Annotated in this window: 18 protein-coding genes; 4 read left to right on the top strand and 14 right to left on the bottom strand. The window is 72.8% G+C overall.

The annotated features are described in order from the left end of the window. Window positions 1–73 precede the first annotated feature (73 nt). On the top strand, window positions 74–1,483 hold the full coding sequence (locus CR470_RS15935) for a glycoside hydrolase family 18 protein (protein WP_097868254.1): 1,410 nt from the start codon (window positions 74–76) through the stop codon (window positions 1,481–1,483). Window positions 1,484–1,607: 124 nt separating this feature from the next. On the opposite strand, the gene CR470_RS15930 is transcribed toward CR470_RS15935, so the two are convergent. After that, window positions 1,608–3,194, bottom strand: coding sequence for a S8 family peptidase (locus CR470_RS15930; RefSeq protein ID WP_097868253.1), 1,587 nt, complete (start codon window positions 3,192–3,194; stop codon window positions 1,608–1,610). A 240-nt stretch (window positions 3,195–3,434) separates the two neighbouring features. On the opposite strand from CR470_RS15930, the gene CR470_RS15925 reads away from it, so the two are divergent. Continuing rightward, complete coding sequence (locus CR470_RS15925; protein WP_257138693.1) at window positions 3,435–4,544, top strand: threonine synthase; 1,110 nt, start codon at window positions 3,435–3,437, stop codon at window positions 4,542–4,544. Window positions 4,545–4,747: 203 nt separating this feature from the next. Next, complete coding sequence (locus tag CR470_RS15920; protein WP_097868251.1) at window positions 4,748–7,450, top strand: glycosyl hydrolase family 65 protein; 2,703 nt, start codon at window positions 4,748–4,750, stop codon at window positions 7,448–7,450. 142 nt (window positions 7,451–7,592) lie between these two features. On the opposite strand, the gene CR470_RS15915 is transcribed toward CR470_RS15920, so the two are convergent. The 7 genes from CR470_RS15915 to CR470_RS15885 all read right to left on the bottom strand — a co-directional run bounded on the left by CR470_RS15915 (window position 7,593) and on the right by CR470_RS15885 (window position 14,374). Then, window positions 7,593–8,702, bottom strand: coding sequence for an SPFH domain-containing protein (locus CR470_RS15915; RefSeq protein WP_097868250.1), 1,110 nt, complete (start codon window positions 8,700–8,702; stop codon window positions 7,593–7,595). 29 nt (window positions 8,703–8,731) lie between these two features. Continuing rightward, the gene (locus tag CR470_RS15910; RefSeq protein ID WP_097868249.1) at window positions 8,732–9,169 is read right to left on the bottom strand and encodes an NfeD family protein; all 438 of its coding nucleotides are present in this window, start codon (window positions 9,167–9,169) and stop codon (window positions 8,732–8,734) included. Window positions 9,170–9,320: 151 nt separating this feature from the next. After that, the gene (locus CR470_RS15905) at window positions 9,321–10,529 is read right to left on the bottom strand and encodes an FAD-dependent monooxygenase (protein WP_179892265.1); all 1,209 of its coding nucleotides are present in this window, start codon (window positions 10,527–10,529) and stop codon (window positions 9,321–9,323) included. Then, window positions 10,519–11,628: a 3-dehydroquinate synthase II family protein gene (locus tag CR470_RS15900; protein WP_097868248.1), complete on the bottom strand. Its 1,110-nt coding sequence runs from the start codon at window positions 11,626–11,628 to the stop codon at window positions 10,519–10,521. The genes CR470_RS15905 and CR470_RS15900 overlap by 11 nt, the downstream gene beginning before the upstream one ends. Beyond that, window positions 11,600–12,442, bottom strand: coding sequence for a 2-amino-3,7-dideoxy-D-threo-hept-6-ulosonate synthase (locus CR470_RS15895; RefSeq protein WP_097868247.1), 843 nt, complete (start codon window positions 12,440–12,442; stop codon window positions 11,600–11,602). The genes CR470_RS15900 and CR470_RS15895 overlap by 29 nt, the downstream gene beginning before the upstream one ends. After that, window positions 12,439–14,082 (bottom strand): class I adenylate-forming enzyme family protein, encoded by a 1,644-nt coding sequence (locus tag CR470_RS15890; protein WP_179892264.1) that lies wholly within the window; start codon window positions 14,080–14,082, stop codon window positions 12,439–12,441. Before CR470_RS15890 ends, CR470_RS15895 begins: the two co-directional genes overlap by 4 nt. A 121-nt stretch (window positions 14,083–14,203) precedes the next feature. Beyond that, on the bottom strand, window positions 14,204–14,374 hold the full coding sequence (locus CR470_RS15885; protein ID WP_257138692.1) for a thiazolylpeptide-type bacteriocin: 171 nt from the start codon (window positions 14,372–14,374) through the stop codon (window positions 14,204–14,206). Window positions 14,375–14,617: 243 nt separating this feature from the next. Between CR470_RS15885 and mhpA the strand changes: the two genes are divergently transcribed. Then, window positions 14,618–16,267, top strand: a complete 1,650-nt coding sequence (gene mhpA / locus CR470_RS15880; protein WP_097868244.1) for a bifunctional 3-(3-hydroxy-phenyl)propionate/3-hydroxycinnamic acid hydroxylase MhpA — start codon at window positions 14,618–14,620, stop codon at window positions 16,265–16,267. 15 nt (window positions 16,268–16,282) lie between these two features. On the opposite strand, the gene CR470_RS15875 is transcribed toward mhpA, so the two are convergent. The 6 genes from CR470_RS15875 to CR470_RS15850 all read right to left on the bottom strand — a co-directional run bounded on the left by CR470_RS15875 (window position 16,283) and on the right by CR470_RS15850 (window position 23,716). Beyond that, window positions 16,283–17,023, bottom strand: coding sequence for an ABC transporter permease (locus CR470_RS15875; RefSeq protein WP_097868243.1), 741 nt, complete (start codon window positions 17,021–17,023; stop codon window positions 16,283–16,285). Window positions 17,024–17,056: 33 nt separating this feature from the next. Next, a complete protein-coding gene (locus tag CR470_RS15870) occupies window positions 17,057–17,974 on the bottom strand; it encodes an ABC transporter ATP-binding protein (protein ID WP_097868242.1) in 918 nt (305 codons plus the stop codon). Further along, on the bottom strand, window positions 17,971–18,999 hold the full coding sequence (locus CR470_RS15865) for a thiopeptide-type bacteriocin biosynthesis protein (RefSeq protein ID WP_097868241.1): 1,029 nt from the start codon (window positions 18,997–18,999) through the stop codon (window positions 17,971–17,973). Before CR470_RS15865 ends, CR470_RS15870 begins: the two co-directional genes overlap by 4 nt. Window positions 19,000–19,013: 14 nt before the next feature. Then, window positions 19,014–20,498 (bottom strand): nitroreductase family protein, encoded by a 1,485-nt coding sequence (locus CR470_RS15860; RefSeq protein WP_097868240.1) that lies wholly within the window; start codon window positions 20,496–20,498, stop codon window positions 19,014–19,016. Between the two features lie 82 nt (window positions 20,499–20,580). Further along, entirely contained in the window at window positions 20,581–22,512 is a 1,932-nt protein-coding gene (locus CR470_RS15855; protein ID WP_097868239.1) for a TOMM precursor leader peptide-binding protein, read from the bottom strand. Next, window positions 22,505–23,716, bottom strand: a complete 1,212-nt coding sequence (locus CR470_RS15850; RefSeq protein ID WP_097868238.1) for a hypothetical protein — start codon at window positions 23,714–23,716, stop codon at window positions 22,505–22,507. The genes CR470_RS15855 and CR470_RS15850 overlap by 8 nt, the downstream gene beginning before the upstream one ends. Window positions 23,717–23,770: the final 54 nt, after the last annotated feature.

Raw genomic sequence — 23,770 nt, 5'->3', positions numbered from 1 at the left:
CCTCGCACAGCACGGCTCCCGCACTTCCCTTCCGCTTCCCTCCCACAGCGGATCAAGCACAGGAACGAGCCCCATGCGTCGAAGAAACCTGTCCCGAATGACCACCGCCTGCGTCGCCCTGGCCCTGCTGGGGGGCATCGCACCCGCGGCCACAGCCAGCGCCGGCCACGACCGGAGCAACGGCGGCGACCGCGACAAGGGGCACCACCGCCCCGCCTACAGGAGCATCGGCTACTTCACCCAATGGGGCGTCTACGGACGCGACTTCCAGGTCAAGGACCTGGACACCAGCGGGGCCGCGGCCAAGCTGACCCACATCAATTACGCCTTCGGCAACGTCAACGCCGAGGGCAAGTGCTTCACCGGCAACATCCCCGGCCAGGCCGACGCCTGGGCGGACTACGCCCGTCCGCTCGACGCGGCGGGATCGGTCGACGGCATCGCCGACACCGACACGCAGCCGCTCGCGGGCAACTTCAACCAGCTGCGCGAGCTGAAGGCCAAGCACCCCGGCCTCAAGGTCATGATCTCGCTGGGCGGCTGGAGCTACTCCACCCACTTCTCCGACGCGGCCCGCACCGCGGCCTCCCGCAAGGCCCTCGTCGCCTCCTGCCTCGACCTGTACATCAAGGGCAACCTCCCGGTGGACGGGGCACGCGGCGGCGACGGCGCGGCGGCCGGCCTCTTCGACGGCATCGACGTCGACTGGGAGTGGCCCGGCTCGGCGGGCAATGAGGGCACCGTCTTCCGCCCGGAGGACAAGAAGAACTTCACCGCCCTGATCCACGAGTTCCGCACCCAGCTCGACGCCTACGCCAAGAGCCGGGCGAAGGCCGAGGAGAAGGAGGCCAGGGGCAGGGGTCACGGGCACGGGAAGCCCAAGCCGAAGCATTACGACCTGTCGGCCTACGTGGCGGCCAACCCGAAGGCGATCGACGCGGGCTTCGACGTGAAGCGCCTCATGAAGGACTTCGACTTCGTCAACATCCAGGGCTACGACTACCACGTCTCCGGCGAGAAGAAGACGGCCCAGCAGTCGGCCCTGTACGCGAAGAACGACTTCAGCGTCGATCGGACCGTGCGCGACTGGGTACGCCGCGGCGCGCCCAGGCACAAGCTCGTGATGGGCATGCCGACCTACGGCCAGGGCTGGACCGGAGTGAGCGGCGGCGGCACGGGCATGGGGCAACCGGCCACGGCCCCCGCTCCGGCCACCTGGGGGGCGGGCTACGAGGACTACAAGGTCCTGAAGCAGTTGGCCGCGTCGGGGACGTACAAGATCCACCGTGATGGGAAGAACGGCCACGCGTGGCTGTTCGACGGCACGACGCTGTGGACGTACGACGACCCTCAGGTGCTGCGCGCCAAGGCCTCGTACATCCGGGACAAGGGTCTCGGCGGGGCGATGTTCTGGTCGCTGGACGGGGACACGGAGAACGGCGAGCTGATCACCGCGGTCCACCGCGGGCTCAACCGCCGCTGACACCGCCGCTGACACCGAAGGGCCGGGGTGACCGCGTGACGCGGCCACCCCGGCCCGACTTCCGGGATTCATCGGTTCTGCGGGTCTCCGCTTCAGCGGTTCAGCTCGGAGCCCAGGGGCGGGTTCAGAACTGGAGCGCCCAGCCGTTGATCCGCCCGGTGTCGTAGCTCGCGTTGTCGCTGACGCGGAGCTTCCAGGTGCCGTTGGCGGCCTCGGAGGAAGCGTTGACGGTGTACGTGGTGGCGATGTCGTTGGCGCTGCCGCCGGTCCCGTAGCCCTTCAGGTTGTAGACCGAGCCGTCGGGCGCGACCAGGTCGATCCTCAGGTCACCGATGTAGGTGTGCGAGATGTCGACCGGGACGCTCAGCGCGGACGGGGCGTTGCCGGAGACTCCGGTGACGGTGACCGGCGACTCGACGGTGGAGTTGTCGTTGACCGGGTAGTCCGTGTTGTTCTCGAACCGGTCACCGGGGGGCGGCGTGGTGCCGCCCGCGCCCACGTACAGCAGCCGGTTCGGCGAGCCGCTGCCCGGGTTGGTGACGACCCCGGTGGTGGAGGCCGCGACGAGGCCGGCGGAGACCTGCGCGGGGGTCGAACCCGGGTTGTCGGCGAGGTAGAGGGCGGCCGCGCCGGCGACGTGCGGACTGGCCATCGACGTGCCGGAGATGGTGTTCGTGGCGCTGTCACTGGTGTGCCACGACGAGGTGATCGAGGAGCCGGGGGCGAAGATGTCCACGATCGAGCCGTAGTTGGAGAAGCTGGAGCGCGCGTCGGTGCTGGTCGTCGAGCCCACCGTGATGGCCTCGGCGACACGCGCCGGCGACTTGGTGGAGGCGTCGGTCGACTCGTTGCCCGCCGCGACGGCGTAGGTGATGCCGGAGGCGACGGACCGGCGCACGGCGGCGTCGAGCACCGAGTCCGCGCCGCCACCGAGGCTCATGTTGGCGACGGCCGGCTTGACGGCGTTGGCCGTCACCCAGTCGATGCCCGCGACGACCCCCGCGGTGGTGCCCGAACCACTGTTGTTCAGCACCCGGACGCCGACGATCTTGGCCTTCTTGGCCACGCCGTGCGCGGTGCCCGCGACGGTGCCCGCCACGTGCGTGCCGTGGCCGTTGCCGTCCTGCGACACGTTGTCGTTGTCCACGGCGTCGAAGCCGTTGAAGGCCCGGCCGCCGAAGTCGCTGTGGCTGATCCGTACCCCGGTGTCGATGATGTAGGCGGTGACGCCCTCGCCGGCCTTGTCGGGGTAGGTGTAGCGCTGGTCCAGCGGGAGGTTCCGCTGGTCGATCCGGTCCAGCCCCCAGGAGGGCGGGTTGTTCTGGGTGGCGGAGGCCGTGAAGGTGCGGTTCTGCGAGACGGACGCGACGGACGGGTCGGCGGCGAACTTCTTCGCCTCGGCGGCCGATGCCTCGACCGCGTAGCCGTTGAGGGCCGAGCGGTAGGTCCGTTCGATGCTCGCGCCGTACTTCTTCGCGAGGGCCTTGCCCTGGGCGGTGTGGGACTTCGCGGCCGAGTCCTTCAGCGTCACGATGTAGCTGTCGCTGATGGTGCCCGGGGCGCCCGCGTTCAGGATCACGCCTTCGGGTGCGCGCTCGGCCGCGGTCGCCGGGAGTGCGGCGGTGGCGAGTGCGACGGCGGCTGCGGTGGCTATGACGGTCGCCGCGGCGAGTCTTCGACGGGCCTGGGGGGTGTGACGCGTCACTGACATCTGAGGGGTCCTCCTCATAGGCGGTGCTCTGGTGGGGGGTGGTGCCGGAGCCGGACGACGACTCCCGACAGGGGCATGACAAATCACCCGGCCGAACGCCCCGTTCTCTGCGTCGTCCGGTGAGCCGCATGCCCTGCTGCCAGCGAAAGATTGACCGATCCATGGCGAACTCACAAGGGTGCCTTGGCGTGTGGCATACCTCTGGCATTCACCTGCCATACGCCTGACATGCTGGTGAGCATGACGGCCTATCACTGCCCGGCGGACGGGACCCGGTCCGAGATCACCGCCCTGACCTGGTGCTGCCCGGTCTGCCGGGGCCCCTGGGACCTCGACTTCACCCCCGCGCGGGGCGCGGCGCCGAACGCGCTTTCCGGGCGGGCCGATTCATTGTGGCGTTACGAGGAATTCCTGCCGCTCGCCGCCCCGCCGATCTCCCTGGGCGAGGGCCGCACCCCGCTCGTCCCGCTCACGGACACCGTCTCGGCGAAGCTCGACTACCTCATGCCGACGCTCTCCTTCAAGGACCGGGGCGCGGTGATGCTCGCGGAGTTGGCCCGGCGACTGGGCCCGGACCGGGTCGTGGCGGACAGCACCGGCAACGCGGGCACGTCGATCGCCGCGTACTGCGCACGAGCGGGACTCCCCTGCACGGTGTACGTCCCCGAGGGCACGTCCCCGAAGAAGACCGAGCAGATCCGGGCCCACGGCGCGCACCTGGTCACGGTCCCGGGCGGCCGGGAGGCGACCGCGCTGGCCGCCCGCGCGGCGGCGGACGAACCGGGCGTCTTCTACGCCTCGCACGTCTTCAACCCGTACTTCCTGCACGGGACGAAGACGTACGTGTACGAGCTCTGGGAGGACCTCGGCGGCCGGCTGCCGGACGCGCTGGCCGTCCCGGTCGGCAACGGCACCCTGCTGCTGGGCGCGGCCCTCGCCACCGCCGAACTGCACGCGCTCGGCCTGATCGAGACCCGCCCCCGGCTGATCGCCGTCCAGGCCGAGGCGGTCTCCCCGCTGGCCGCCGCCTTCCACGCGGGCGCGGACGATCTCCCTCCGGCCGACCCGGCCGCCGTGGTCCCCGCCACCCTCGCGGAGGGCATCGCCATCCCCCGCCCGCCGCGCGCCCGGCAGATCCTGGCGGCGGTACGGGCCTCAAGCGGCACGTTCCTGACGGTGTCGGAGGACCGCGTCCGCGAGGCCCAGCGGGATCTGGCCGCGCGCGGCTTCTACGTCGAGACGACGGGGGTGGCCTGCTGGGCGGCGGTGTGGGAAGGGGGCGGTGCCGGGTGGGGCAGTGTGGTGGTGCCGCTGTGCGGGGCGGGGCTGAAGACGGGCATGGCGGGGTGAGGGGCGGCGTCCCCCGGCCGGCGCCCGGGGCGGGCACGGCCGGCCGAGGAACGCGGCCCGTGCCGGGGACAGGAAGGCGGGGAACGGCGAGGCGGAGGTGACGGACGCGGGACCTGCTCCATCCGGCGGTCGGGCGGACACCCAGTGAGGGGGCCGTGCGTGCCGTGACGGCCGACCGCCCCGCGCGTCCCTACCTTCGTCCTGTGAGCCTCTCGCGCATCTCCGTCCTCGCGCCCCTCGTCGCGGCCGCCCTGATCGCACCGCTGCCGCCTCTCGCCGACGCCACCGAGCCCCCCGTGCCTCTGCCGGGCCCGGCCGACCCGCCCGGCTCCCCCGCGCCTCCCTCCTCCCCCCGCCCGACCGTGCCCGCCTGCGGCCGGACGGGCGGTGAGGGCGCCCCCGGAACCTCCTGGGCGCCGACGTCCACCCGCTTCGGGGAGGCCGCCGGCTACGACCCGTACATCGGCAACGGCTACCTCGGCCACCGCGTCCCCCCGGCCGGAGCCGGCTACGCGGCCACCGGCGAGAAGACCGGCTGGCCGCTCTACACCCCCCGCTACGACGGCGCGTTCGTCTCCGGGCTCTACGCCCGGGACAAGGCCGTCTCCGAAGGCCGCGAGGTGATCGCCGCGCTGCCCAGCTGGACCGGCATCGACGTGGGCGTCGGCGGGGAGACCCTCGGTGCGGACACCCCGGCCGGCCGGATCTCGCACTACCGCCAGACGGTCTTCCTCGCCTGCGGCCTCGTCCGCACCTCGCTGCGGTGGACGACCGCCGACGGCCGCGCCACCGACCTCGTGTACGACGTGCTGGCCGACCGGTCCGACGTCCACACCGGAGCCGTACGCCTGCGGATGACGCCGCGCTGGAGCGGCACCGCGACCGTCACCGGCCGGCTCGACGACCGGGGCGCGCGCCGGATCACGCTCCGCGAGGACGGCACGTTCCGCACGCTGGGCACCGGGATCGAGGGGGCCGTCGCCCAGACGATGCGGCGCGGCTCGGGCGTGGTCGAGACCCTGCGGCCGGGAGCCCGCACGTCCCCGGGGGCGACCCCGGTCCGCGCGGGCCGGACGTACACCTTCGAGAAGTACGTCGGCGTCGACACCGCCCTGACCTCCCGTACCCCGGCCGAGGACGCCCGCGGGGCGGCGCACCGGGCGGCGCGGCGCGGCTGGGACCGGGTCTTCGCGGCGAACGAGGCCGCCTGGCGCGAGGCCTGGTCCGCCGATGTGCTGGTCCCGGGCAACCGCCGGCTCCAGGGCTGGCTGCGCTCGGCCCAGTACGGGCTGCTGGCGAGCACCCGGCGCGGGTCCTCCGACAGCATCGCCCCGGCCGGTCTGACCAGTGACAACTACGCGGGCATGGTGTTCTGGGACGCCGAGACGTGGATGTTCCCGGGCCTGCTCGCCACCCGCCCGGAGCTGGCTCGTTCGGTCGTCGAATACCGCTACCGCACCCGGGGCGCGGCCCACGCGAACGCCGAGAAGCTGGGCTACCGGGGCCTGTTCTACCCCTGGACCAGCGCGAGCCGGGGCCGCCTCGACTCCGAGTGCCAGAGCTGGGACCCGCCGCACTGCCTGACCCAGAACCACCTCCAGGGCGATGTCTCGCTGGCCGTCTGGCAGTTCTACCTCGCCACCGGCGACCGCGACTGGCTGGCGTCGAGGGGCTGGCCGCTGCTCCGGGGCATCGCCGAGTTCTGGACGTCGCGCGCCACGGCGAACGCGGACGGCAGCTACTCCGTCACCGACGTGGCGGGCCCGGACGAGTACAGCAACGGCGTCGACGACGGCGTCTTCACCAACGCGGTCGCCGCCACCGCGCTGCGCAACGCGACCCGCGCCGCCCGGCTCCTCGGCCAGAGCCCGCCCGCCGCCTGGAACACGGTGGCGGACGGCCTGCGCATCCCGTACGACGCGGAGAAGAAGGTCTTCCTCCAGTACGCGGGCTACAACGGCTCCACGATCAAGCAGGCGGACACGGTCCTGCTGACCTACCCGCTGGAGTGGCCGATGGAGCCGGGCGCCGCGGCGGCCACCCTGGACTACTACGCGGCCCGCACCGACCCGGACGGCCCGGCGATGACGGACTCGGTGCACGCGATCGACGCGGCGGCGATCGGGGAGCCGGGCTGCTCGGCGTACACCTACCTCCAGCGTGCGGTGCGGCCCTTCATGCGGGGCCCGTACGACCTGTTCTCCGAGGCACGCGGCGACAAGGCGGGCGCCGAGGACCCGCTGTCCGGCTTCCCCGCCGACGACTTCCTGACCGGGAAGGGCGGCCTCCTCCAGGTGTTCACGCACGGCCTGACGGGGCTCAGGCTCCGCGAGGACGGCGTACGCCTGGACCCGATGCTGCCGCCCCAGCTGCAGGAGGGCGTCACGCTGAAGGGCCTGCGGTACCGGGACGCCGTGTACGAGGTCGGGATCGGCCCCCGGACGACCACGCTCCGCCTGACCTCGGGCGCCCCGTTCACGGTCCACACGGCGGCGGGGCCGCGCCGCCTCTCCTCGACGCTGGAGCTGCCCACCCGGCGCCCCGACCTGACCCCGACGGCCGACACGGCGCGCTGCCGCCCGGTGACGGCGACGTCCGAGGCCCCGGGGCTGTACGCGGAGGCGGCGGTGGACGGGGCCCCGGCGACGTCCTGGTCCCCCGACGGCGCGGAGGGATCCCTGACCGTGGACCTGGGCGCCAGGCCCCTCCGGCTCACCTCCGTGACCCCGGCCTGGAGCGACACCGCCCCCGCCTCGCACACCGTGGAGACCTCCCTCGACGGCCGCTTCTGGCGTCCCTACCTCTCGGGCGACACGGCGCGGAAGGTCCGGGTGACGGTCCGCTCGGAGGACCCGGAGAAGCCGGCGGGCCTGGCGGAACTGCGGGTGGAGACGGAGGGGCGGTAGGGACGGCAGGGACGCGCGGCGACGCACCGGGGCCCCGCGCGCCCGCGCTCGGCATCAGGTGCAGCATGGAAGAGGGGTCACCATCGACCATTCGGAGGTGTACGAGCCATGGGCATGTACATGGATGTCCCGGATCGCTCGCTCAGGCCCCGGATCCCGGCGCCCGCCCCGGCAGCCGTGTCTCTCCCGCTGCCTCCGCCTCCGCCTTCGCGTCGCTCACGGCGACGGCGGCCTGCTTCGCGGCCTCGTCGGCGGCCGCGACGGCTTCCAGCGCGAGCGTGGAGTTCGTCTCGACCTCCGGGGCCCCGACGTGGTCCTTGTCCGAGGCGTCGGCGTCGGTCGCGTCCTCGCGCTGCGCACCCGGCGGGGGCCCGGTGCCGGACGGCTGGTCGCCGAACGCGCTGGTGACGGTGCGGATCGCCTCGGTCAGCTCGCCCGGGATGACCCAGAAGGTGTTGTTGTCGCTCTGCGCCAGATGCGGGAGCGTCTCCAGGTACTTGTAGGCCAGGACCTTCGCGTCGGCGTTGTTGCGGTGGACGGCCTGGAAGACGAGCTCCACCGCCTTCGACTCGCCGTCCGCCCGGAGGATCATGGCCTGCTGCGTGCCCTGCGCCTCCAGGATGTCCTTCTGCTTCGTGCCCTCCGCGGTGAGGATCTTGGCCTGCCGCTCACCTTCGGCGTGCAGGATGGCCGCGCGCTTGTCACGCTCGGCCCGCATCTGCTTCTCCATCGCCTCCTTGATGGTGTTCGGCGGGTCGATGGCCTTGATCTCGACGCGGTTGACCCGGATGCCCCACTTCCCGGTCGCGTCGTCGAGGACGGCACGGAGCCGGGCGTTGATCTCCTCGCGCGAGGTGAGCGTCCCCTCCAGGTCCATGCTGCCGATGACGTTCCGCAGGGTGGTCACGGTGAGCTGGTCGATGGCATGCAGATAGTCGGCGACCTCGTAGGCCGCCGCCCGCGGGTCGGTGATCTGGTAGTAGAGCACCGTGTCGATGTTGACCACGAGGTTGTCCTCGGTGATCACCGGCTTGGGGTCGGACGAATACACCTGCTCGCGCACGTCGAGCTTGGTGTTGACCCGGTCGGCCACCGGGAGTACGAAGTTCAGGCCGGGCTGCAGCGTCCGGCGGTACCGGCCGAACCGCTCGATGTTGTAGCGGCGCGCCTGCGGAACGATGCGTACGGTGGCAGCCGCGAGAAAGACGACGACGATCGCCGCCACGAGGATCGGGATGACGATCGGATCCATGCTTCCTCCTGCGCTGCGTGTTCAGCCGTTCACGGAAGGAGTTCGCGGGGATACACGACAGCGGTGGCGCCTTCGATCTCCATGACGTCCACCAGCGCACCCACCGGAATCACCAGGCTCTCATCGAGAGCGCGCGCGGACCATTCCTCACCGGAGACCTTGATCAGGCCGTGGGTCGCGGTGACCTCCTGCATGACCTCGGCCCGCTTGCCGATCAGCGCATCGCTGCCCTCATGGGTCAGGGGCCCCTGTGCCAGGTGACGCAGCGCGACGGGGCGGACGAGGGCCAGGCCCGCTGCCGCCGCCAGTCCGAGCGCCACGAGCTGGCCGAGCAGGCCGATGCCCACACCGGCCACGACGGCAGCGACCAGCGCCGCGCCGGCCAGCAGCCCGAAAACCAGCGTGAGGGTGAAGAACTCCGCAGCGCCGAGCGCCGCGGCGGCGAGCAGCCAGGCGAACCACGGCATCGAATCAGCCTCCCCAAGGGGACTTACTCAGCTACTTACCCCTTCTGGCGCGGGACGGAACCGTTCGGGGCCCACCCGATCCGCGAGCGGGACGGGGGGCACGGATGCGGAGGGCTGCCCGGTCGTCACGCGCGGCCCGGATCCCGCCCGCTCACGCCTTCTGCCGCTCCGTCGTCCCCCGTGCCGCGGCGGCCAGGGCGTCATGGCCGTACACCCAGCGCAGTCCCTCCAGCGCCGAGCCGCGTGCCAGCTCCGCGTCGCGCGCTCGCTGGAGCGGTCCGTCCGGCAGATGCGAACCGACCGCCACGGACCGGGCCGACTGCTGCAGGCGCTCGGTACGGGGGATCCGCAGCTCCTCGTAGCGGCGCAGCGCCTCCGGGATGTCGCCGCGCGACAGCGCGAGCGTCGCCGCCAGCGTGAAGGCGTCCTCGATCGCCTGATTGGCGCCCTGTGCGGCGAACGGCAGCATCGGATGCGCCGCGTCGCCGAGCAGCGTGAGGGCGTCGGAGGACCAGCGCGCCAGCGGCTCGCGATCGTGCAGCGCCCAGCAGCCGATACCGCCGCCCGCCCCGAGCAGCCGGATGACCGTGGGGTGCCACCCCCGGTAGGCCTCGGCCGCCTCGCCGCGGTCACCGAGCTCGGTCCAGGATTCGCCCGGGAGCGCGGTACCGCCGGTGGTGGCCGCGAAGCTGATCAGCCGGCCGCCGGAGACCGGATAGCAGACGCAGTGCCGGCCAGGTCCCAGCCACACCTGGACGCGGGGCTCGGCGACCAGTTCCGGCACCCGCTCCACCGGCACCAGTCCCCGGTAGATCCGTCGGCCGGAGAAGACCGGGGCGTCCGCGGCGAGATGCTCCCGTACCACCGAGCGGATGCCGTCCGCACCGACCACCAGCTCCGCACGGTGCTCCGAGCCGTCGGCGAAGCGCAGCACGACGGCGCCGGGCTCCTCCGCCAGCCCGGTCAGCCGGTGACCGGTCCGCACCACCGCCCCGGCCAGGTCACGCAGCGCCCGGTACAGGTCCGCGCGGTGCACGGTGACGTACGGCGCGCCGAACAGTTTCTCGCACTCCTCGCCGAGCTCGGTCCGGGCCAGCATCCGCCCGTCGTCCCAGCGCAGCAGATCGCGGGAGAGCGGGCGGACGCCGTGCTGCCGCAGGGAGTCGGAGAGCCCCAGTCGGCGAAGCAACCGGACCGCGTTCGGTCCCAACTGCACCCCGGCGCCGGTTTCGGCAGGCTGCTCGGCACGCTCGAAGACCCGGCAGCCGATGCCCAGCCGCGCCAGTGCGGCGGCCAGGGTGAGGCCGCCGATGCCCGCGCCGATCACCGCGATGCCCGGCGCCGGGGCGCTACTGCTCATGGCAGAACTCGTCGATCGGGTAGCCCACATGACGGTCGGCGGTCGGAAGATGTCCCAGTACCCGGTCCCCGGGGCGGAGTTCGGTGCTGTTCAGCACGGCGTCCCCCGGTCCCAGCACCCGGACGTGCCAGTCGTCCTGGAGGATCAGGTTGACCTCCTGGCCACCCGCGGCCACCGCGTCGATGGAGATCAGCGGACGTGTCTCGATCTTGACCCGCCCCACCGCGACCGTCCGGGTCCGGCCCTTGGTGTCCACCGCCATCACCTTGCTCCCGGCCCTGAGTTCACTGAGGTAGCGGGTGCGTCCCTCGTCGGCGAGGGTGTACGAGTGGATGGCGCCCGCGTTGACCCGGAAGGGGCGGGTGGGCATGTACGGCAGGGGATGGGTCTCGCTGACGCACAGGATCATGCCCTTGGAGTGCGAGCCGACCAGGATGCCCTCGTCCTTGCCCAGGTAGGAGCAGGTGTCCACACAGGCGCGCTCACCCATGCCGATGTGGGTCACGGAGGTGACCTCCAGCTCCACGAGGAGGAGTTCGCCGGTGCCGCCGGCCGCGGTCGCCTTGAGCGCGGTGGCGTCGCCCACGCTCCGGCCGGGCATCAGCACGCCGTCGGAGCCGAGCTGGAGGCAGCCGAAGATGACAGCGGCCTCCTCGGTGTTCTTCGCCAGGGTGATGATGGCGCCGTCGGCGTCGGCGGCGGCGGCGATCACGATCTCCAGCGGGATCTTGGTCGGGTCCCGGAACTCCAGCACGCTCCAGCGTTCGGTGCGGGCCGCCTCGATGGCGGCGTCCAGGCTCTCGGCGTCGGTGATCTCCACCAGTCGTCCGAACTCCACGTCGGGAGCGGCCTCGGCGGCCCGTGCCCGGGCGGAGGCGTCCCCGGCGAGGATGACGACCCCGGCGGAGCCGTAGTTCGCGGGCTGCTTGCCCGCCGGAGGCATCAGCACCTTGGTGACGGTCGGCGGCAGCCCCTCCAGATCGGCCGGGTCGGCGGCGACTATGCCGTCGATCCGCTGGTGCAGCGCCTCCTCCACGATGGCCTGCCGGGCCTTGCCGGCCGAACGGATGTCAAGCCAGCACAGTTTCTCTGAGCTCACTGCCGTGCCCTTCCTCGATGTGACCGAGCGTGCCCCCGGGGCGGGTGTGGACGACTCCAGCCACCCTGGCGGCCATCGCCCCGGGGTCGGGAGACTGGAAGATGTTTCTGCCCATCGCGACTCCGGCCGCACCGCCCGCCACGGCTTCTCGGGCGAAGGCCAGCACCTCGTCCTCCGTGTCGCGCTGCGGGCCGCCCGCGCAGATCAGCGGGATCGGGCAGGCCGCGGTGAGGTCCCGCATCTCCGCCCGTGTGCGCAGGCAGGGGGCCTTGACCAGGTCGGCGCCCAGGTCGGCCGCGAGGGTGACGGCGTGGGCGACCAGTTCGGGGTCGGCCGGGTCGGTGATCTTCGGGCCCCGCGGGTACATCATCGCCAGCAGCGGAAGATTCCAGCGGTCGCACTGGTCGGCCACCGCGCCGAGGTCGGCCAGCTGCCGCGCCTCTTCCCGCGAGCCCATGTTGATGTGCACGCTCACGGCGTCCGCGCCCAGGCGCAGCGCCGCCTCCACGCCGGTGACCAGGTGTTTGGCGTCCGGGTCCGGCGCGTGCGCGGTGCTGGCGTTCAGATGCAGGATCAGGGACATCGAGGCCAGCCGGGAGTGGTCGATGTGGCGGACGCTGCCCTTGTGCACCACGATCGCGTCCACCCCGGCACCGGCGAGTTGCCCGGTGAGCCGGTCGATGCTGCTGCCGCGCGGCACCACCGGGCCGTCGCTGAGCGAGTGATCGAGCGGGACGATCAGCAGCCGCTGGGGGTCGTGGTGAAACAGCCGGCGCAGCCGCACGGCTCGGCCGAAGTGCTGGTGTGTGGTCATGGAGTTCCCTTCGGCGGTGCACCGTCGTACGCCTGCCGGCCGTTACCGGAGCGCAGACAGGCCATGTCGGGCTTGCCGCGCTCGTTGAGCGGCATCGAGTCCCAGAACGTGATCTCGGCGGGGGCGTGCAGAGGGGAGAGCCGCTCGCCGACGTGGGTGCGCAGTTCCTCCGCGGAGGCGGTCCGGCTCGCCCTGAGCACGACGGCCGCGTGGACGTACTCGGTCCGGTCCGGATCCCGTACGCCGTAGACGGCCGCATGCCGTACCGCCGGGTGGGACAGCAGCGCACCCTCCACCGCGGCGGGATGGACCTTCAGGCCACCGGACTTGATGACCTGCCCGCTGCGGCCGGTCAGCCGCAGATAGCCGTAGCGGTCCCAGTGGCCGAGGTCGCCGGTGTCCAGCCAGCCGTCCCGCAGGACGCGGGCGGTCAGCTCCGGGTCGCCCGGGTAGCCGTCCATGACCGTGGAGGCGCGTACCCAGATCTCCCCGGCCTCACCGCGCGGCACCGGGCGGCCGGTGCCGGGCTCGCGCACCTCCACCTCCACCCAGGGCAGCGGCCGCCCCACACTGCCCAGGAGCTCGGGTTCCAGGTGGTCGAACGGGCTCAGATCGCTGATGCCCCCGGCCTCGGTGGTGCCGTACAGCTGGACGAGCACCGGGCCGAACACCCGCAGGGCCTCGGCGATCCGGTGCGGCGCGGCGGGAGTGCCGCTGTAGACGACTCGGCGCAGCGACCACAGGGCGTCCCCGACGGGGCCCGGGCCGGAGCCCTGCTCGTGGCCCGGCCCGTCGGCCAGGAGTTCCGTGAGCCGGTACAGGTGCGGAACGGCCAGGTAGGTGTCGGTGACGCCGTGATCCGCGAAGGCGCGCAGCACCTGGGGTGCGTCGAAGTCCTGGTGCAGGAGGACCTGGCCGCCGGCGGTCAGCACCGCGTCCGCCATGGCGCCGATGGTGTGGCTGAGGGGCGTCACGGCGAGGAACACCCGTCGCTCGTCCGGCTCGCCGCTCGCGGACCGGACGGTGCTGTCCCAGGCCCCGAAGGTCTGGTGGATGCTCTTCGGCGCACCGCTGCTTCCGCTGGTGAAGGCCACCACGGCGCGGCGCTCGGGGGAATGGGCGGGAAGTTCTCCGAGCGGCTCGTCCCGGTAGGACAGCGCGTCGGGGCAGTCCGCGGCGCTGACTCCGTAGCCCAGCAGGCGGGGGGCGGCCTCGGCCGACGGCAGCAGGGCGCGGGCGCGTTCCAGATGGGGGGCGTCGGTGAGGATCACGGACGTGCCGGTCTCGTCGAGGATCCGCGCCTGGGTGGCGGCGGTCAGCGGGAACGCGTCCGAGCGGGGGTTGGCCGAGCGCACCTGGACGACGCCCGCCCCCAGGAGGTGAGCGGCGTAGCGGCCGATCAGCATCGCGGGGTGGTTGGGTTCGGTGAGCACCGCCACCGTGCCGCCGGGGGTCAGCCCGGCCCGCCGCAGGCCCACCACGGTCGCGCGTACCGCGTCGGCCAGCGTCGCGCCGTCCAGCCACCGGCCCCGGAAGTACAGGGTGGGCAGGGAGGGCTGACGGGCCAGCCGCCACAGCACGCGGCGTGCGTAGTGCTCATGTCCGGCCCAGGAGTGGGGCACATCTATGGGGAAGGTCACGACCATCCGTTCGGGGCCGGGGCCGGGCGCCGGGCCCGCCCTCCGCTGGGCAGTCCAGCCGGTGGTGCCGCCTGCGCGGTGGGCGGTGTACCCGCCGCGCAGGCAGCACTGCGCTGCGGGATCAGCAGCAGCAGCAGGACGACGACGAGGAGGAGCAGCAGGTCCAGTCGCCCGACGAGGCGCCCATCTCGGGGAGGGCGACGCCGTCGGCGACCTCCATGGTGCCCAGCTCCTCGATGTCGAAGGAGTCGAACAGGGCGTCCGCGTTCATCGCCTCAGTAACCATGCTCATTGACTTGATTTCCCTTCTTGATTAAGACTGCCATTCGGTAGAAGTGGCACCTCGGATAATTTCGGTCACTTCCAGCGCTGGCAATCTCTCGCGAAGCGGCGCTGACATTTGTCACCAGCCTCTGCCTGGAATTCAATCGAGGGGGCACAAATGTCGCTTTGATGAATCGGTACGGTGGGCCTCGATTATCACGGTTGCCCACGTACGGCCCGAACCACCATGGGTATTCAGGACAGGAGAAGCATGAACGGGATATCTGGGTCACCCAGTCGGAGCGCCGGAGCTCCGGAGGCCGATGTCCTGGTCGTCGGCTACGGGCCGGTGGGGCAGGTGCTGTCCATCCTGCTGGCCCAGCACGGGTGGCGGGTCGTCGTCGTCGAGCGCCATCCGGAACCGTACAGTCTGCCGCGAGCGGTGGCGTTCGACGCCGAGGCCGCCCGGACGCTCGACGCCGCCGGCGTCGCCGACCGGATCGGGGACATCACCGAACCCTCGCAGGACTACGTGGTCAGCGATGCCGCCGGACAGCAGCTCCTGCGCATCGGTCTGGGAAGCCCGGACGGGCCGGGCCGGCCGGACTCCACCTCCGTGTACCAGCCGGGGCTGGAGGCCGCGCTCGCGGCTCGCGGCGAGGAACTGCCCACGCTGCGCGTGCACCGCGGTCTGCGCGCCGTGGAGCTGACCGGCTCCGACTCCGGCGCCGAGCTGGTCGCCGAGGACGAACGCAGCGGCGAGCGGCGGACCTTCACCGCCTCCTGGGTGGTGGGCTGCGACGGCGCGGGCAGCTTCGTGCGGCGCTCCCTGGGCGTCGGCTGGGCCGACTCCGGCTTCGCCCTGGACTGGCTGGCCTGCGACGTGGTGCCGCACCGCCCGGAGGATTTCCCGCCGTCCAACCTGCAGATCGCGGATCCCGCCCGGCCCCGGGTGGCCGTCTCCTGCGGACCGGGCCGCCGCCGCTGGGAGTTCATGCGGATGCCTGGGGAGGACCGGGCGGAGTTCGGCACCGAGGAGAACGCCTGGCGGCTGTTGTCGATGTTCTCCGCCAGGCCGGACAACGCCACGCTCACCCGCCACGCCACCTACACCTTCCGGGCCCGCAACGCCGAGCACTGGCGACGTGGGCGGGTGCTGCTGGCCGGGGACGCGGCCCATCAGATGCCGCCGTTCGCCGGCCAGGGCATGTGCTCCGGCTTCCGGGATGCCGCGAACCTCGCCTGGAAGCTCGACCTGGTGCTGGACGGCAGGGCCGGGGAGGCTCTCCTCGACAGCTACGAGCTGGAACGCCGCGCCCATGTTCAGCACGCGATAGACCTGTCCGTGCGGCTCGGGCACCTGATCTGCATGACCGACCCGACCATGGCGGCGGACAGGGACCGGGCGATGACCGCGCGCCCCTCCGGCCCGGCCCGCCCCTCCGAACCGGCCCGCTCCGCGAGCCCGCTGGGTGAACACCTGGCCGAGGGATTCCTCGCCGACGGCGGGCCCCCGGCCGGCGAACTCATCGGCGAGAACCGGCTGACCGGCCCCGAGGGTCCCGGCCCGGCCGACTCCGTGCTCGGCCCCGGCTTCGTGCTGCTGTGCCGCGACAACCTCGCGGACACCCTGTCCCCCGCCGCGCTGGAGACCCTGCGGCTGGTACACGGCCGGGTGGTGACCGTCCTGCGCGCCGACGCCGGTGGGGCCCCCGGGCCGGCCGCGGTGCTGGACACCGACGGCCGCTTTCTGCCCTGGCTGGAGTCGATACCGGCCGGAGCCGTCCTGATCCGGCCCGACCGCTATCTGTTCGGCGCGGCCCCCGACGCGGACGGGCTCGCCGCGCTGATCACGGACTTCGGGCGGCGGCTGCGTCCGGCCGCTCAAGGGCCGGGCCCAGCCGCCGCCGGGTCCGCCTGAGCGGCCCGTCGGGGCTCAGTGGTAGCGGCGTCCCTCGTCACGCTGGTAGGCGTAGTACGCGAGGGCGGCCAGGCCGGCGGTCCAGACCACGAGCGACACGATGGCGACCGGGTTGATGTCGTAGTCACCGACGGTCGCCCACATCAGCTCGGCCGAGCCCCGCGTCGGGACGAACGGGGCGATCGTCTCGATGAATCCGGGCGCCTGGCCCGGACCGCCCAGCAGGCCTCCCGCGAAAGCCAGCGGCAGGAAGACGAGCTGGACGGTGGCGATCGCCGCCTTGGGGGAGAGCAGGTAGCCGATCGTCAGCCCCATCATGGTGAACGGCAAGGAGACGATGATCACCACGCCGATCGCCAGCAGGAAGCGGACCGGCGAGATGGTGGCGGGGGTGAAGAACCCCGCCACGATCACGACCGGAATCATCGAGAACAGCATCATCGTCAGACCGGTGATGATGCGGCTGCCGAACCGCACCGCCGGGCCGATCGGAAGGGTGCGGGTGTAGGGGTCCCAGGGCTGGGAGCGGTCTTCGGCCACGCCGGTGCCGTGGCCGAAGAGATTGCTGATCATCGCCGCGAAGACCACCATCGAGGCGGTGGCGAGGGTGGCCCCGGCGGGGTCGCCCTTGGTGTTGGGCACCACGAAGAAGAACAGCGAGGCAGCCGGGAAGAAGGCCGCGCCGATGATCGCCATGGGGATGCGGCTCAGCTCGACCAGCTGATAGCGGGCGTGGACAAGGGTCAGTGATGACATGGCCTCAAGCACTTTCGTGGGAGGTGCGGCGGATCAGGACTGGGAGATCACCAGGAAGGCTTCTTCGAGCGTGGCCTGCTGGACGGCGAGGCCGGAGAACTCCACTCCCTGACGCACCAGCGCCCGGACCAGCTGGTCGGCGTCGTGGGTCATCAGCTCGACCCGCTCCTCCGTCCGCTCCTCGCTGATGACGCCCGGCAGCTCCGGCAGCGGGCCGGCGACCATGGACACCCGGTGCATGTGGGCCATCCCCCGGATGGCGCCCACGTTGTCGTCCGCCCGGATGCGGCCCTGGGTCATCACCACCACCCGCTTCGCCAGGGCCTCGATCTCCTCCAGATAGTGCGTGGTGAGCAGAACCGTGCCACCGCCCTCGTGGAAGTCACGGATGCGGTCCCACAGCATCCGCCGGGACTCCACGTCCAGGCCGGTGGTCGGTTCGTCCAGGATGACCAGCCTCGGGCGTCCGACGAACGCCAGGGCGAGCGCCAGGCGGCGCTTCTGGCCACCGGAGAGCCCGCCGGTCTGGCGGCGGGCCTCCTTGGTCAGGTCGAACCGCTCCAGCAGCTCGTCCCGGTCCTCGGTCTCCTTGAAGTGCGCGGCCACGAAGTCCACGGCCTCGGCCACCCGCAGCGTGGGGGGTACGCCGCTCTCCTGCGGGGTGACGCCGATGGCCTGCCTGCTGGCCGGGTTCGTGGGGGCGCCTCCGAACAGCTCGATGCGCCCGGAGGTCGGCTTGCGCAGCCCCAGCAGGGAGTTGATCAGCGTGGTCTTGCCCGCGCCGTTCGGCCCGAGCAGGCCGATGAACTCGCCCTCCCGCACGGTGAAGTCCACGTTGTCCAGGGCGACGGTGTCTCCGTAGTGCCGTGTGACGCCGATGGCCCGGGCGATGACGGCCGGGGTGGGGGGAGCCCCGGCGCGTGCAGTGGCGGTGGTGGGGCTGGTGCTCATCGGTGCTCCTCGGTTGATGGGACCGCGCTGCTCTGCGCCGGGCCGGAGTGGTCGGGAGGGGGTGCCCCTTCTGGGGCCGACCGGACGGGGAAGAGCCTCGCCAGCCGGGCATAGGTCTGGTATTCCTCGACAGTCCGCAGACCGAGGCGGTTGTGCAGCATGTGGACGTGGGAGATGGTGACCTGCGCCGGATGGAGCGGGGTCTCCCGCCGTATCCGGTCCGACAGTCCGGTGAGCGCCGCCTGCCACGGTGCCAGCGGGCCTCCGGTGTCTCCCCCGGTCGCTTTGGCCCGCAGCTCGTCGGTCGGCCGGGCGGCTCGGTACAGCTCGTCGAGCTGTCGCTCCGTGTAGCCGTAGCCGCCCGCCCACGTCCGCCAGGCGCGCAGTCCGTGATCGTAGAAGGCCGCCTCTTCGGCGGGGTCGTCGCCGAGCGCCCGAGCGGCGCAGACGGTGGCGCGCAGGGCCAGCAGGGCGCGGGCCCCGGAGGAGGGGCCACGCCGGAGGAAGGCGAGAACCAGTCTGCTGGAGAGCTCGAAGAGCTGTTCGCTCTCGGGCATGAGCTCCCGGCCGCCGTACCGCTCGTACTCCGGGTGGTAGGCGAAGCGGTGGACACCGGGCTCCAGCATGCCGGTGACCTCCTGGTGGGAGGGCTGGTCCCCGGCCGTGGTCATGGAGGCGGCGGTCCGCGCGTAGTCCGCAGGGTCCATCGCCGTCTCGCCCTCCCGCAGCCGCCCGGCGTCCGCGAGGCGCTCGACGAGGAGCCGCTCCGCCGAAGCGGCCTGGTCCTCGGTCAGATCTCCGATGCGCAGGCGGATATGGGGTCCGCCGTGCCAGTAGCGCAGGAAGAACCACGGGCGGCCCGGCAGGGTCTGCAGCACTGGCCCGACGGCCTCGACCACCACCCGGTCGTGCACGCTTCGGTCGCCGCTCGGTACATGCAGATGCCAGGTCCGCCACGCGGTGTCGGATCCGCCGGGGCCGGCACCGCCGCCCCCGGCGCGCGCGGTCTCGGTTGTGTCCGTCAACTTCTGCTCCCTCGTCACAGGCGTAGATCGCACAACAGCCCCTCGAAGCGCGGGGTCCCGGTGATGGCAGCGCAGACAATCATCTCATCGGGGTCCAGGCCGAGGATCTGCCTCGTCATGACTTCCTGGAAGGCTCGCACGGGCCTCGCGTACAGACCGGTGGCGGCGGCGGCCAGCGAAATGCCCTGGGCCGCCCAGCCCGCGGCGTACTGGGCGGCGGTGAATCCGCCGGGGCCCAGCCGTTCCACGAGCCGTCGTGGGTGCGCGGAGAGGAACCACACCGCGCTCGCGTGCCGGACGTCGCCCCCGGAGTACGGGGTGACGGGGTAGCCGTAGTGCTCTTCCAGTTCGGCCGCGGCGCCCGGACGGGCCTGGTGCAGGGTCGGCCTGCCGTCCCTCAGGTGCCAGACTCCGTCGGCATGCCCTTCGATGCCCTGGAACACGGCGGTCAGGCGGAGTTCCTCCCAGGCGGCGGCCAGGTGCGGGCCGGGGGGCGGGACGCTCAGCCAGCTGACGGTCTCGCGCAGGGTCCGCTCGGGTACCGGTCGTCTGCGGCCGCTCATGCCGTACATGCCGCGCGGCATCCGTCCCGCGCTGCGGCGCCACAGCACCTCCGCCCAGGACAGCGCTCCGTCGTCGGGGAGACCGGGCGGGACGGACGGGCCGAGGGGAGCGGAGGGACCCGTGAAGTCCTGGGAGCGGTTGACGGTCAGGATCCCGTCGAGGACCGGGTCGGCAGCCCGCTCCGCAGGGGCCGCGGCGAGGGGTGGTCCGCCGTCCTCCAGGGCCACGGTCAACGGCAGGGACCATTCCGCCTCGGGCGTCAAGCCGAAGTCCGTCAGCAGACCCGCCGCGTTCCGGTCCGGCAGCCGCAGCCTTCCGGGCAGGCCGAACAGTTCCAGCCCCAGGCACAACTGGCGCAGGTTGACGCCCAGTTCGAGTCCGACCAGGGAGCTGCGGAACCACCGGTAGGAGTCGGGCAGCCGGGTGTACCTCCCGGCCAGCGCCACCTCCAGCGGACCGGCAGCCCCGTCCTGGCGTCCCACACCGGTCAGGGCGTGCCGGTAGAGGTCGAGGACCCGGCGATGACGCCCGTCCCGGACGAACACCTGGACGGGGAACTTCGCCCGCACCGAGGGATAGGGGCGGTGGTCGTTGAACGGGTTCTCCGGCTCCCGCCGTTGCAGGCCGAAGCCCGCGACCAGGGCGTGCCCGAGGGCGTCGGCCCTCTCGCGCGGGGCGCCGGCCCGGCCGTGCGGATAGGGCGCCCGCTCCAGCAGCTCGGTCGTGCCCCGGGGCAGTGGCGTCCGGTCGCCGAGCGCCGCCTCCGGGAGCGCGGGCGCGACCTCGGTGTCCGGGCGGGGCTCGGGAACGGATTCCTCCCCCACCTGCACGCCGAGGCCCGTCGCGTAGGTGAACCAGCGCATGTCGCGCGACATGACATCGGCATCGTCCGGGATCGGTGACTCAGGGCCGCCCCGGTCGCTGGTATCTGTCATGGGGAACTCCGTATGCCTCGGTGGTTCGGTGAACATCGGCGCGACTCCGCCGCTCCTGCTGGGCCTCGGGCCCGCCCGGGGATCAGGGGAAGGCGTGCGGGTCGTAGGGCGGCGCCAGGTCGGCGGAGGGGGTTCCGACCAGAGCCGCCTCCAGCCGCGGCAGCCCGGCCACTCGTTGCTGGGCCTGGCCGAAGCACATGGGGACGATGCCCGGCACCACGGCCTTGGCGGCGGCCAGGCCGATGTCGGCGTGGTCCCGCGTGGTGGAGTCCACCAGGACGATCCGGTCCAGGCCGGCCGCGGCGTACCTCCCCCGGACGTACTCCAGCGCACCGCGCACATCGCCCCCGGCGGCCTGTTCCAGCCGGTCCGGCCAGCCCTCGAACGCCTCCGACAGGCTCATCCGCGGCCCGCCCAGAACGGACGTGACCCGTTCCTTCATCTCGGGCAGCGCGTAGAGCCGCAGGTGGTCTTCCATCTCGTCGACCAGCCAGGGGTCGGCCAGCATCGGTTCGGCCTCGGATCGGTCCCAGTCCATGCGCTCGGTCGCCATCTGGACCACCTCCCACAGCGCCCCGCGGACCGCGGAGACCGGGTCGATGCCGGAGCCCGCGGCGGAGAACGTGGCCGGGAACGGAGCGCGCGTGTTGACCGCCATCGCCCAGACCACCGGAAGGTCGATGTCCTGGGTGGCGCGGAGCAGGTGGACCCGGAAGCCGCGCGAGGCGGCCGTCGCCAGCAGCCCCCGGGTGACCGGATCGGTGATCGAGGAGTGGGTGATCTCCGGCAGCGGGAGGGCTCGGTGGAAGCTGATCAGGAAGGCGTCCCGCTCGGCGAGTTCCAGCAGGGAGTACAGCGCGGCCTCCTCCAGACAGGAGCCGACCGCGCAGCCGCTGGAGGACTCCTGGTACAGGTGCCGGCGCGGCGCGGCGCCGTGCCTCCGCGCCGCCCGCTGGTCCCGTCCGTAGCGGTAGTCGTACTGGAAGAAGGCGAGTTCGGCGGGGACGAGCCGGGGCCGGCCGTCACCCAGGTCGTGCCCCCACGCCCAGTCCATCGGCGTCTCGTCCGTCACCCGCTCGATCCGCGCGGTGGGACGCGCCGCCTGCTCCTCGGTGTACTCGCCGAACGCGGCGGGCCGCACCGCGACCTCCGCTCCGCCCGCGGTGCTGAGGAGTTCGGCGTACGAGACTCCCTCGACCAGCGGCGCCTGGTGCGGGAAGCCCGAAAGCCGCTCGTACACCTCCAGGATGGCGATCGGGTCCGCCTTGGCGAAGGTCGTCTCGCGGGCGTAGCCGAGGGCCACCGCGTCGGGTTGGAGCGCCATGCTCATGGCGAAGGGGGCCAGCAGCTCCCGCTGCTGCCCGAGCACCGGTCCGAAGCGCGGGTCCACCAGTCGTGAGCGCAGTGCCCCGGGCCTCACCAGCCCGGCCCCGGCGGCGGCCCGGCCCGGATTGTCGGCGGCGGCGAGGCGTGGCAGCAGCGCCAGGGGCCGCGGCGGCCGGCCCACCGGCCGTTCGGGGATCTCCGGCGCACACATCGGGCAGGCGAAGTGACGGGGTATGCGGTGCGTCCGCGTCCCGCGCGACCCCACCGCGTACAACTCGCCCGGCCCCAGGGGGCGGGCGGCCAGCCGTGCCACCGCCGCGCGAGTGAGCTCGGGAAGGAACGGACGGCGCGGGGCGACCCGCGCCGTGGACCGGGTCAGGTCATCGGTCAGGGGGTGGTCGATCACCAGTCGGGAGCGCAGCTCGGCGCAGCCCGCGCAGCCGGAGTCCGTGCCCGGCACCCAGCGGGGGCCGACCAGCACCTCGTCGCCGTAGACGCGGACGGACAGATGCTCACGCCCGCCGGCGGACCGCAGCTGTTCACGTTCCCAGGCCAGGTCCCAGCCGAGATTGGCGCCGACGGTGCCGTCCCCGGAGGCGCCCAGCGGCTCCAGCACGGCACGCCAGTCGGTGCCGCCGACGCCGGCCAGGGCGGGTGCGCACGCGACGGTGGTCGGGTCCTCAGCCATGGGCCGGCTCCTCGCTGCTCTCTTCCGTAACCTGCGGCTCCCCGACGAGGGAGACAGCCCGGACGCCGCCCGACCACAGGGGCAACGCCCCCGTCACCGGGTCCGGTCGCCGCGGGGTGCCCTCGTAGCGGAGCCCGGCGGCCGCGGCCGAGTCCGCGACCCGCTTGCGCAGCGCGGCCTGCTCCGAGGCATCGGCGAACAGCAGGGCGTCGGTGTTCACGCCTTCGGCCAGGGGGCCCGCGCCGGGTACCCGGTGGGCCTGGTGCCGGGCCAGCGCGGTGGCCAGCGCACGGTGCACCGCCTCCGTGTCGTCACGGCCCCAGCTCAGCCCGGTCCACGGCCGCGGGCCACCGGAGGTCCGTACCTCCGCCAGGGTCCAGTCCAGGCCGGGATGGCGCAGCAGGGTCACCGCCGGGTCCGGCATGCCCTCTTCCTCCAGCATGCGCAGCAACGGCACCGAGCGCGCCTCCGCGGCCCCGACGGCCCTCGTCGCGTACGGCACGGCTTCGTCGGCCATCAGCCGCAGCGCGCCGTCCAGCAGCCAGTGCTCCTCGGTGAGCCCCGCGGCGGCGGCGCCCGGGGACGGGCAGGCCGCCCGGAGACCGGCGAGGGCGACCGCGACCGTCGCCGTCCGCTGCTCCTCGGCCCAGGCGACCACCGAGTCGGTGCCGCCGTCGCGGGCGGCCATCTCCCGCAGGGCCAGGGGCATCTGGGGCAGTTCCTCGCCGGCCAGCAGCGCGAAGGGTCCGGTCCACCGTCCGGTGAGCGCGGTCACCGCCTCGACGGCCTCGTCGGGGGTGGGCGGCGCTACGGGTTCGGCGCCGGCCGTGGGCGCTGCTGTCAGGAAGCGCCGCTCGGCGGCCTCGCCGGCGGTGGGGCCGGGGGCCGTGAGGCTCACCCGGTCCGCCGTCAGTTCCTCACCGTGGAGGACATGCGCTTCGCCGGGCGGCGCGATGCCCGCGAGGGTGTCGAACAGCAACTGCCCCGCGAGCGCCCCGGCCAGTGCGGCGGCCGTGGGGTGAGGGACGGGGGCGGTCGCTTCGGCCACGGCCCAGCGTGCGGCCCGGCGGACGAGCGCGGCCGAGCCGGGGAGCGAAGCGCCACCGGAGGACACGGGACCGACGGCCGCGACGAGTCCGTCCCAGCGCACCGGGACCACGGGCGCCCCCGCGGGCAGCAGCGCGGTCAGCGCCTGCGGGGTCACGCCGTCGTCCGCGCCGGGGCAGTAGAGGGCGGCGTCTGTCTCTTATACACATCT

The sequence above is a fragment of the Streptomyces sp. rh34 genome (assembly GCF_002551245.1).
Classification (GTDB): Bacteria; Actinomycetota; Actinomycetes; order Streptomycetales; family Streptomycetaceae; genus Streptomyces.
The sequence above is the reverse complement of the archived record's forward strand: the minus strand, read 5'-3'. Positions and strand labels throughout refer to the sequence as shown.

Bases quoted from the DNA above. Each gene is read 5' to 3' on its own strand.
- CR470_RS15935 (WP_097868254.1), top strand. From the start codon at position 74: ATGCGTCGAAGAAACCTGTCCCGAATGACCACCGCCTGCGTCGCCCTG.
- CR470_RS15930 (WP_097868253.1), bottom strand. From the start codon at position 3,194: ATGTCAGTGACGCGTCACACCCCCCAGGCCCGTCGAAGACTCGCCGCG.
- CR470_RS15925 (WP_257138693.1), top strand. From the start codon at position 3,435: ATGACGGCCTATCACTGCCCGGCGGACGGGACCCGGTCCGAGATCACC.
- CR470_RS15915 (WP_097868250.1), bottom strand. From the start codon at position 8,702: ATGGATCCGATCGTCATCCCGATCCTCGTGGCGGCGATCGTCGTCGTC.
- CR470_RS15910 (WP_097868249.1), bottom strand. From the start codon at position 9,169: ATGCCGTGGTTCGCCTGGCTGCTCGCCGCCGCGGCGCTCGGCGCTGCG.
- CR470_RS15905 (WP_179892265.1), bottom strand. From the start codon at position 10,529: ATGAGCAGTAGCGCCCCGGCGCCGGGCATCGCGGTGATCGGCGCGGGC.
- CR470_RS15895 (WP_097868247.1), bottom strand. From the start codon at position 12,442: ATGACCACACACCAGCACTTCGGCCGAGCCGTGCGGCTGCGCCGGCTG.
- CR470_RS15885 (WP_257138692.1), bottom strand. From the start codon at position 14,374: ATGAGCATGGTTACTGAGGCGATGAACGCGGACGCCCTGTTCGACTCC.
- mhpA (WP_097868244.1), top strand. From the start codon at position 14,618: ATGAACGGGATATCTGGGTCACCCAGTCGGAGCGCCGGAGCTCCGGAG.
- CR470_RS15875 (WP_097868243.1), bottom strand. From the start codon at position 17,023: ATGTCATCACTGACCCTTGTCCACGCCCGCTATCAGCTGGTCGAGCTG.
- CR470_RS15870 (WP_097868242.1), bottom strand. From the start codon at position 17,974: ATGAGCACCAGCCCCACCACCGCCACTGCACGCGCCGGGGCTCCCCCC.
- CR470_RS15860 (WP_097868240.1), bottom strand. From the start codon at position 20,498: ATGACAGATACCAGCGACCGGGGCGGCCCTGAGTCACCGATCCCGGAC.
- CR470_RS15855 (WP_097868239.1), bottom strand. From the start codon at position 22,512: ATGGCTGAGGACCCGACCACCGTCGCGTGCGCACCCGCCCTGGCCGGC.